Origin of the sequence: Streptomyces silaceus (assembly GCF_001419745.1) — a bacterium.
Taxonomy (GTDB): Bacteria; Actinomycetota; Actinomycetes; order Streptomycetales; family Streptomycetaceae; genus Streptomyces; species Streptomyces silaceus.
Genome location: NZ_LIRJ01000598.1, coordinates 1 through 7,105, shown reverse-complemented (window position 1 = coordinate 7,105; position 7,105 = coordinate 1). Strand labels below are relative to the sequence as shown.

Sequence of the window (7,105 nt, the reverse complement as noted above, 5' to 3'; positions counted from 1 at the left end):
GACCAGGGCCGTCGGGAGGAGCAGCCGTCTGCGGGAGGAGGCGGGGCGGCGTGGGGCGGGGAGTGCCGCTTGGGTGGTCGCCTTCGCCACGGAGCCGACCGTGTCGGCGGTGTTCCACGGGTTGCTCGCGTCCGATGGGGTGCCGTCCGACGGCGCCGTGTCCGACGGCCTCGCGTCCCACACCTCCGTGTCCGACGGCGCCGTGTCCGTCCGCTCCGTCGGCGACTTCGACAGGACCGGCCCCGCCGGCATCGCCCCCTCGATCCGCCCCCGCACCACCGCCGCGCTCGCGGGACGGTCCGCCGGATCCTTGGCCAGGAGGTCGAGCACGAGCCGCTCCACCGGCTCCGGCACCTCGGCCCGCGCCCGACTCGGGCGCAGCGGCGCGTCGTTGACGTGGTGGTACATCACGCCCGCCGCCGAACCCGTGAACGGCGGCCTCCCGACGAGGAGTTCGTACAGCACACAGCCCAGCGCGTAGAGGTCGGTGCGGCCGTCGCCCGGCTCCTGCCGGAACCGTTCCGGCGCCAGATACGGGACACTCCCGAACGGCAACTGCCCCGTCTGCGTCAGACGCGAGTCGCCCGCCGCGCGCTCCATGAACGTCGCGATGCCGAAGTCGACGACCTTCGCGGTGCCGTCCCCCGTGATCATCACGTTGCCGGGCTTGATGTCGCGGTGCACGACACCCGCCGCGTGCGCCACCTCCAGGGCGCGGCAGACGTCCGCCGCCCAGCGCAGCGCGTCCGTCACCGGCACCCGCACGCTCTCGCGCAGCACCTGGTCGAGCGAGCGGCCCTGCACCAGCGCCATCACCAGGTACGGGGTGCCGTCGTCCTCGCCGTGATCGTGGACGGCGACGATGTACGGGCTGTCCAGCCCGGCCGCCGCACGCGCCTCCTGGCGGAAGCGGGCCAGGAGTTGGGCCTGCTCCTCCTCACCCGCCGACGTCGACGGCACGAACAGCTTGACCGCCACCTCGCGGCCCAGGCTCGTGTCCCGGGCCCGCCAGACCTGGCCCATGCCGCCCGCGCCGATCGGCGCGAGCAGCTCGTACCGACCGTTCAGCAACCGCCCCTGCACGGTGCTCCCCCTTCGACGCCGCGACGCCGAAGATCCTAGTCGCGGCGCCGGGCTCACCCTCCGCTAGCGGTTGATCGCCTGGATCTCCTGGACCACCACGTCCTGCTCCGCGCCGAACTCGCCGTCGGGCAGCAGCTGTTCACCGTTCACACCGGTGCCCGTCCAGTGGATCTTCCAGGTGACCGTCGCCCTCAACGGGAACGAACCCTTGCCCGACGAGCGCAGGTACTTCACGCCGCAGGGCGGCGTCTCCTTGGACTTGCCCTTCGCGTACGGCGCGCCGATCCTGCCGTCGACGATCTCGCAGACCCCGTCCGCGGGGTACGTCTCGGCGTCCGACGTGCCCGGGTCGATCTTGAGCGAGACCGGTTCGGCGGTGGTCGTCGCCTCGATGTCCAGGACCGGGACGGAGGCCGTCACCGACACCGGCTTGAACTCCGCGCCGTCCAGCCACGCCCAGGTGGGGAGGTTGACCTTCGTCTCCGCCTCGGGGGCCAGCGACACCTTCGTGCCGGGCACGCGGATCTCGGCGTACGCGAGCTTCGCCAGGATCTCCGGGTCGATGGCCTCGGGGGCGTCGGCGGGCGGCGGGTCGCCCTGGTCGACCCAGAAGGTCTCCTTGGTGCACTTGTCCCAGCCGGGCGGGTAGGACTTGTTGGGGAACGACGTCCACCAGTAGCCCTTGCCGGCCTTGTCCATGTTGAAGTCCTTGTACGGCTCGCCCTCGACGTAGCGCTTGCGCTGAGCCATGTCCCACTCGTGCCCGGTGGAGTCGACGGCCCAGACCGCCTCGCGCTCCTTCTTGAACTGGGCGGGCGTGTACGTCGGGCCGTACCAGCAGGGCGGCGGGCTGTAGTTGCCCGTGGGCGCGATGGCGCCCGTCTTGGCGCCGGAGCCGTTCTTGGAACGGTCGTAGACGATGCCGCCCGCTTGGGCGAGCAGGGTGCCGTCCCCACCGTCCTCGGTGGGACCCTGGGCGTCGCCGTTGGCGGACCCGCCGTGGCCGGTCCGCGCGGCCGCGGGCCCCGGCAGCAGCAGCGCCGCGGCCATCGCCAGGGCCCCGGCGGCGACTAGTGGTGTCCTTCTCATGGCTGGCATGTGGCATTCCCCCGGTCAGTGGTGGTCGTCTCGGTGACCCAGACGCCCTTGTCGTTCACGCGCAGTCGGCTGCTGTAGAGCACGAAGTCGTCCTTGGACGGCGCGGGGGCCTCGGCGGTCTTGCCCGTCTTGAGGCTCTTGTTGTGCGCCTTGCGCTGGTCCTCGCAGTAGACGAGGCCCGCCGTCCTGCCGCCCGACATGTCCACCCGGGCGTTGAAGTACCGCTTCGTGCCCGTGATCCGGTCCTTGTAGTCGACGTACTCCTGGACGAACTTCTGGCTCGCCGCCGCCGCGTCGCCCTCGGAGTAGAAGCGGTACGCCTTGTGCGCCGGATCCTGCTCCGCGATGGCGAGGTCGACGGCCTTCAGGTACTGCTCCGTATCGGCCAGGACGGCGTCCTTCTTCTTGTCACCGGTCTTCGCCCACTCGAACGTGTACGTCAGGTCCGAAGGCAACTCGATCTTCGGCCGGTCCGCCACCGCCTGGGCCGGCTCGCTCGGCGTCGAGGACTTCTCCTCGCCCTGCTCCGCGCCGGCGATCTTGTCGTTGTCCTTGGCGGAGTCGTCGCCGCTGCCGCAGGACGTCAGAAGCAGGGCTGCGGACGCGGTGAGCGCGGCCGTCGCGAGGCGGAGAGGGCGGTTCACTGTCGGCTCCTGGCGAAGAGGTGAGGGTCGGCGCGAGCTCAGCACGCTAGTGCGAGCCGACTGCGGGCACCAGAGTGATCCGACGGCACGAACGGGACGCACGGGACGTATCTCCGCGAACTCATGTCACAGTTCTGTGTCCGAAAGACGACTGCGCACATTTCGTACGGAGTCGTCGTACGGAGTCGTCATCCGGAGTCCTCACCCCTTCACCGCCCCGCCCAGCGCGAACCCCCCGCCCAGCTTCCGCGAGACCAGGACGTACAGGAGGATCACCGGCGTCGAGTACAGGAGCGAGAACGCCGCCAGCTGGCCGTAGACCACCGTGCCCTTGTTGCCGAAGAAGTCGTTGATGCTCACCGACGCGGGCAGCTGCTCCGGGGTCAGGAGCAGCATGAAGGGGACGAAGAAGTTGCCCCACATCATGACGAACGCGAAGACCGTCACCACGGCCACGCCCGGCCCCATCAGCGGCAGCACGATGCGGATCAGCGACTGGAAGGACGACGCGCCGTCCGTCCACGCCGCCTCCTCCAGCTCCTTGGGGACGCCGTCCATGAAGTTCTTCATCAGCCAGATGGCGAAGGGAAGTTGGGACGCGGCGAAGAAGAAGATCGTGCCCTGCATCGTGTCGATCAGGTCGACCTGCACGAACAGCGCGTACACGGGAACCATGATCGCCGTGATCGGCAGGCTCGTCGCGAACAGGATCGTCAGGAGGAAGGGGCGGTTGAGGCGGGACGTGTAGCGGGAGAGCGGATACGCGGCCAGCGCCGCGCAGACCACCGTCAGGAGCGTCCCGCCGCCGCACAGCAGAAGGCTGTTCAGCATGGGCGTGAACGTGATCTCGTCGGTGAGCACCGCGTCGAAGTTGTCCAGGGTGACGCCGTCGGGGATCTTCACGCCGAGGTCCGCGCGGGTGTCGAGGGCGGAGAGCACCACCCAGGCGAGCGGCAGCACGAAGGCCGCGGCCACCACCAGGAGGCCCAGGTCCGCGGCGAGCCTGCGTCGGTTCTCACGGGCTGACACTCAGACCTCCGTGCGCAGCAGGCGCATGTAGACGAGGGAGAAGAGCGAGCCGACCAGCAGGAGCAGCAGCGCCACGGCGGTGCCGTAGCCGATCATGCTCTTCTGGAAGGCCTGCTCGTACATGAAGAGCGGCAGCGTCTGGCTGCGGTCTCCCGGGCCGCCGCGCGTCATCACCCAGATCAGGCCGAAGACGGAGAGCGTCTGCAGGGTGTTGAGCATGAGGTTCGTGCCGATCGAACGGCGGATCATCGGCAGCGTGATGTGCCACAGGCGGCGCCAGCCGCTCGCGCCGTCGACCTCCGCGGCCTCGGTGATCTCCTTGGGGATCTCGTTGAGCGCGGCGGAGTACACGAGCATCGAGAACGCCGTCCCCCGCCACACGTTCGCGAACGACACCGCGAGGATGGGCAGGGTGAACAGCCAGTTCTGGGACGGGAGATGGAGGAGGTCGAGGACGGCGTTCAGGGTGCCCTCGCGGCGGAAGAACGCGTAGAGGAGGAAGCCCGCGACGACCTCCGGCAGGACCCAGGCCGTGACGACGATCGCGCCGGTGAAGGTGCGGACCGGCTTGGAGGCGCGCTGCATGAGCGAGGCGAGCGCCAGGCCCAAGGTGTTCTGGCCGATGATCGAGGAGAGGACGGTGAAGACGAGGGTGAGCCAGACGGCGTTGAGGAAGTCCTCGTCGCCGAAGGCCGTGCGGAAGTTCTCCAGGCCCACGAAGCTCGACTCGGCCTGGCCGGTGAGCTGGAGGTCGGTGAAGGCGATGTACGCGCAGTAGCCGATGGGGCCCGCGAGGAACAGCGCGAGCAGGACGACGGCGGGGGAGACGGGCAGGGCGCGCAGCAGGCTCCGGCGGGCCCTGGCCCGCGGGCCGGGCGGCCGGGACGCCGGCCCCGGCGACGTCGTCTTGGCGACGCCGGGGCCCACAGGGGGTGCGGTAGTCACGTACGGGCACTCGCTCTCTGCCACCGGCGGCCCGCGAACGGGCCGCCCGGGGGCGCTACTTGTCGGTGACCGCGCCGTCCGGGGCGCTGGGGGGGCGACGGCCACGCCGTCCCAGGGCGCTACTTCTTGGTGACCGCGCCGTCCGTCGCCGCCGACACCTCTTCGTCGTAGCCGCTCGCCGCCTTCTCCACCGAGGCGTCGCCCGTGGTCACCGACTCCATCGCCTCCTGGATCGCCGTGGAGACCTTCGGGTACGCGGGGTAGGCGGGCCGGTAGTGCGTCGTGGCGACCAGGTCCGTGAAGAACTTCAGGCCGGGCTGGGCCTTGATGTACGACGGGTCGGCGGCGACGTCCTTGCGGACCGCGATGCCCGAGTTGGCGATGTACCACTTCTTGGCGTTCGCCTTCGTCTGCATCGTCTTGATGAAGTCGAAGGCCAGGTCGGGGTTGCCCGCCTTGGCGGGGACCGCCCAGGTCCAGCCGCCGGACATGCTCACCTTGCCGGGCGCCTCGCCGTGCTGCGTCGGCATGGGCGCGAGGCCCAGTTTGTCCGACCACTCGGGCCACTCGTGGCCCGCGCCCTTGCCCCAGTCCTGCGGCAGCCAGGAGCCGTCGAGGTTGATGCCGAGCTTGTCCTTGGGCAGCAGCTCACCGCGCACGCGGGTGGCGAAGTTGGGGTCGAGCGCGTCCGAGACGTCCGGGCCGAGCTTCTCCTTGTAGACCGTCTCCACGAACGACAGGGAGTCCTTGAAACCCTCGCTGCCGGTGACCCACTTCTTCGACTTCGGGTCGTAGAGGGGATCCGTGCCCGTGCCGTACGCGAGCATCTGGAAGCCCTGCATGGAGGCGGCCTCGCCGGCCGGCTTGCCCGTGTAGACGTTGAGGGGGGTGACGCCGGGGACCTTCTTCTTGATGGTGCGGGCGGCGTCGAGGACCTCGTCCCAGTCCTTGGGCTGCCAACTGGCGGGCAGACCCGCCTTCTTGAAGATCGCCTTGCTGTACCAGAGGCCGCGGGTGTCCGTTCCGTCCGGTACGCCGTACGTCTTGCCGTCGTCCGCCTTGGCCGCCGTCTTGGCGGTGTCGATGAACTGGTCCCAGTCCTGCCACTTGTCCAGATACGGGTCGAGCGGCTTCAAGTACCCGCTCGTGATGTCCGAGTTGATGAGGAAGGTGTCCTCGTAGACCAGGTCGGGCGCGGTCTTCGGGGAGCGCAGCATCTGCTGGAGCTTGGTGTAGTACTCGGAGTCCGGCGCCTTGATCGGCACCAGCTCGACCTTCTTGCCGGGATGTTCCTTCTCGAACTGCTTCTTGATGTCCGCCAGATAGGTGTCCATGACCCTGATCTGGTTGTCCGTGGACTGCTTGAAGGAGACCTTCACGGTGTCGGGGTCGTCGCCGGAGCCGCCGCCGCACGCGGTGAGGGTGCCGGCGGCGAGCAGGGTGGCGGCGGCGAGGAGCACGGGAGTGGTGGTGGGGCGCACGGGCACGACCTCCTACGGGCCGACGCGGCTGGGTTGCCGCGCGGGGCTGCGACGCGGGGCTGCGAAGCGGGCTGCCCGGTGAACGTAAGGGCGCGTTCCGAGCAAGGTCAATGCCCGTGCGGTGGCTGGGCGTTGACGCTTGTCATCAACGTGACAACGTTGTTGTCGGGCGTACGTTGATGAGGCGTCCGGGACGGGAAGGGAGGGGCGGCCGGGAGCCGTACGCCGGGAGTCGGCCGGGCGAGGGCGCCCGGAGCTCAGTCGCCCGAGGGGAGCCAGCGGTAGACCAGTTCGGGGCGGCCGACGTGACCGTACTGGGGGCTGCGGGCCGCGCGGGCCGTGTCGACGAGGTGCTCCAGATAGCGGCGCGCGGTGATCCGGGACAGGCCCGCCGACTGGGCGGCCGCCGCGGCGGTCAGGCCCTCGGGGGCGGCGCGCAGGGTGCGGATGACGCGCTCCAGGGTGGGGCCGCTGAGGCCCTTGGGGAGGGCGGCGGGGCCCGGCGCGCGCAGGGCGGCGAGCGCGCGGTCGACCTCGTCCTGGCCGGTGGCCTCGCCGTCGGCGGCGGCGGTGCGGAACTCCGCGTAGCGGGTGAGGCGGTCGCGCAGGGTGGCGAAGGTGAAGGGCTTCAGGACGTACTGGACGACGCCGAGGGAGACGCCCTCGCGGACGACGGCGAGGTCGCGGGCGGACGTCACCGCGATGACGTCCGTGGGGTTGCCGGCGGCGCGCAGGGAGCGGGCCAGCTGGAGGCCGTGGCCGTCGGGGAGGTGGAGGTCGAGGAGGATCAGGTCGACCGGGGTGCGGTCGAGCAGGCGGCGGGCC

7 protein-coding genes are annotated in these 7,105 nt (G+C 70.3%); all 7 read right to left on the bottom strand.

The features are described 5' to 3' along the window. Window positions 1-1,083 (bottom strand): serine/threonine-protein kinase (locus AOK22_RS37420; protein ID WP_157872416.1); only part of this gene is annotated, 1,083 nt, incomplete at its 3' end. A gap of 63 nt (window positions 1,084-1,146) precedes the next feature. Beyond that, window positions 1,147-2,181 carry a hypothetical protein gene (locus AOK22_RS37415; RefSeq protein ID WP_055703114.1) on the bottom strand — a complete coding sequence of 345 codons (1,035 nt, stop codon included), beginning with the start codon at window positions 2,179-2,181 and terminating at the stop codon, window positions 1,147-1,149. Further along, on the bottom strand, window positions 2,169-2,825 hold the full coding sequence (locus tag AOK22_RS37410; protein ID WP_055703113.1) for a hypothetical protein: 657 nt from the start codon (window positions 2,823-2,825) through the stop codon (window positions 2,169-2,171). The genes AOK22_RS37415 and AOK22_RS37410 overlap by 13 nt, the downstream gene beginning before the upstream one ends. Window positions 2,826-3,026: 201 nt before the next feature. Further along, window positions 3,027-3,854 carry a carbohydrate ABC transporter permease gene (locus AOK22_RS37405; RefSeq protein ID WP_055703112.1) on the bottom strand — a complete coding sequence of 276 codons (828 nt, stop codon included), beginning with the start codon at window positions 3,852-3,854 and terminating at the stop codon, window positions 3,027-3,029. Then, on the bottom strand, window positions 3,855-4,799 hold the full coding sequence (locus AOK22_RS37400; RefSeq protein WP_055703111.1) for a carbohydrate ABC transporter permease: 945 nt from the start codon (window positions 4,797-4,799) through the stop codon (window positions 3,855-3,857). Window positions 4,800-4,918: 119 nt separating this feature from the next. Next, complete coding sequence (locus AOK22_RS37395; protein WP_167357937.1) at window positions 4,919-6,286, bottom strand: extracellular solute-binding protein; 1,368 nt, start codon at window positions 6,284-6,286, stop codon at window positions 4,919-4,921. A gap of 251 nt (window positions 6,287-6,537) precedes the next feature. Beyond that, window positions 6,538-7,105: response regulator (locus AOK22_RS37390; protein WP_055703109.1), on the bottom strand; the 568-nt coding region annotated here is incomplete at its 5' end.